A 2,552-nucleotide genomic window follows, 5' to 3' on the forward strand; every position below is an offset into this window, starting at 1 on the left:
CACTTAGAAAAGAACAACTTGCCACAATAGTTCCAAAGGTTTTCATCAGCCACCCTTTGGTTGACCAGTTTCCAACAACTTGTTCCTACCCCTGACATTTTCACTTGCCAGTTACCCTGACATATTGACTAAGCAACGACAGAGTAAACAAACGGCCCCTCCCGCATGGGGAAGGGGCCGTCTTTCTATTCAATATTCATTAGTCAGTAACTTGTTTTGTTTTAGTGAATACTGTCTACTGAATAGTGACTAGTGCTTGGTATCAGTCCAGATAGGCCCGCAGCCTTTCGCTTTGGTCCGCGGTCTTCATCTTCTTTAGGGCCCGGTCTTTAAGCTGGCGCACCCTCTCCCGGGAGATGTTGAACTTCCGCCCGATGGAATCCAAGGTCCCCTCGTCGTTGTTCTCCAGGCCGTAATACATCTTGACGATCTTTTCCTCCCGGGGCGTCAGCAGCGACAATACCCGTTTGATATCATGGCCCATCGTCTTTCCCTTAAGCACCTGGTCCGGGGAGCTGTAGTCCTGGTTCTCCATGGTGTCCCCCAGGGTCCGGCCTTCGCCTTCGATGGATGGCGCATCCAGTGAGACCTCATTGGAGGAGAACCCCAGCAGTTCGCTGACCTCGGCCTCGGAGATCTTTGACAGCTTGGAGATCTGGCGGGCCGATGGCCGGCCCCCGAAATTCGGGTTCTGGGCCTGCAGTTCGTGGATGGTTTTGTTGATCTTGTTAAGTTTGTCTATCCGGTTCATCGGCAGGCGCACCGACCGGGTCTGCTCGGCAATGGCCTTTAGTATGGCCTGCCGGATCCACCAAACGGCATAAGTGTTGAAGCGGTATCCCTTGGAGGGGTCGTAACGCTTGATGGCCCGCATCAGCCCAAAGTTTCCCTCGTTGATCAGGTCGGCCATTGACATCCCCCGGCCCTGGAAATCCTTGGCCACGCTGACCACGAAGCGCAGATTGCTCTCAACCAGCTTGTCCAAAGCCTTGCGGCTTCCGGCCTTGGCCTTAAGGGCCAGAGCTGATTCCTCCTGCTCGGTTAACACAGCAAGTGCCCCTATCTCCCTGAAATATATGTCCAGGGAGGGATCGTCGGCTATTGAGCTTATTCTTCTGTAATCCATTTTATCAGTTGGACCGTTTAACGTTTGGTGTTTAAAGTTAGTGAATACTGACTACTGTATAGTGAATAGTGGGTTAATCTCATCTATTTAGCTTTCACCGCTATGAACAGGGTGTTTTGCCCCCTTTTCAGCAGAAAGACCACCGGTTTGTCGCCTTTGAGCTCACTCTTTAAGATGCTGGAATAGTCGGAAAGATTCTTTACGGTCCGGCCGTTTATCTTTTTTATCACGTCTCCGGTAGCCAGCCCTGCCTGGTCGGCCGGAGAATCCGGCTCCAGGTCGGCTATGACAGCCCCTTCCTTGTCGGTGATCCCGATGCGCTTGGCCTGCTCGGAATCAACGGCCAGAAGTTTGCGGATACCCAGCCAAACCTTGGGCTCTGTTTCATCCTTGGCCTTGGCAACTGTCTCTCCCGGCATCTCGCCGATGACGGCGCTTACTGTCTTCTGCTTTTTATCACGAAGGACCGTCAGTTTTACATCATCGCCCACCTTGGTTTCGGCCACTATCTGGCGGAACTTGGCCACCGTGGGTACGTCCTGTCCGTTGAATTTTATGATGATGTCCCCTTCCAGCAGGCCAGCTTTTCCGGCCGGGGTGTTTTCCTCCACCTTGGCTATCAGCACCCCTTTAAGGTCCTTGAGGCCAAAGCCCTCGGCCAATTCCGGGGTCACTTCCTGGGGAAGGACTCCCAGATATCCCCGCACCACCTTGCCGTGATCCATCAGCTGGTCGGCGATCTTTTTGGCCATGTTGATGGGAATGGCAAACCCGATTCCCTGCCCGGCCGAATTAATGGCGGTGTTGATGCCTATCACCTCGCCCCTCAAGTTTACCAGCGGCCCGCCGGAGTTGCCGAAGTTGATGGAGGCGTCGGTCTGGATGAAGTCCTGGTACATGGGCCCGCCGCCCTGGATGTCCAGCCCGGTCCGGCCCTTGTAGCTGATGATCCCCTGGGTGACGGTGCGCTCCAGCCCAAATGGGTTGCCGATGGCCACCGCATAGTCGCCCACTTCGATCTCGTCGGAATTGCCCAGGTCGGCCACCTCTGACTGCGGCAGGTCCTCTTTAAGGCCCTTGAGCTTGATCACCGCCACGTCGCTCTTGGGGTCGGCCCCCACCACCTCGGCGGAGAATTCACGGCTGTCGGACATTTTGACCGTCAGTTCGGGATTGCCGGCCACCACGTGGTTGTTGGTCAGGATGTAGCCCTTTTTGTCTATGATGAAACCGGAGCCCTGGCCCTCTATCTTCTTCTGTTTTTTCTCCGGCTCCTGCTGCCGGAACTCGGGGAAGAATTCCTTGAAAAAATCATCATAAGGCATCTGGTAATTATTCCGGTTGCGTTCCACATAACGCTTGGAGCTGATGTTGACCCCCGCCGGGCCGGCCTTTTTGGCCACCGCCACGAAGGGGCTCTGCAGTC

General features: G+C 54.9%; 2 protein-coding genes. Both read right to left on the reverse strand.

The genetic code is table 11. The features are described from left to right. Nucleotides 1-262: 262 nt before the first annotated feature. The gene (locus Q7U71_08700) at nucleotides 263-1,126 is read right to left on the reverse strand and encodes an RNA polymerase sigma factor RpoD/SigA (protein MDO9391837.1); all 864 of its coding nucleotides are present in this window, start codon (nucleotides 1,124-1,126) and stop codon (nucleotides 263-265) included. An 83-nt stretch (nucleotides 1,127-1,209) separates the two neighbouring features. Then, nucleotides 1,210-2,552: PDZ domain-containing protein (locus Q7U71_08705; GenBank protein ID MDO9391838.1), on the reverse strand; the 1,343-nt coding region annotated here is incomplete at its 5' end.

It is taken from the genome of bacterium (genome assembly GCA_030655055.1).
Classification (GTDB): domain Bacteria; phylum Edwardsbacteria; class AC1; order AC1; family EtOH8; genus UBA5202.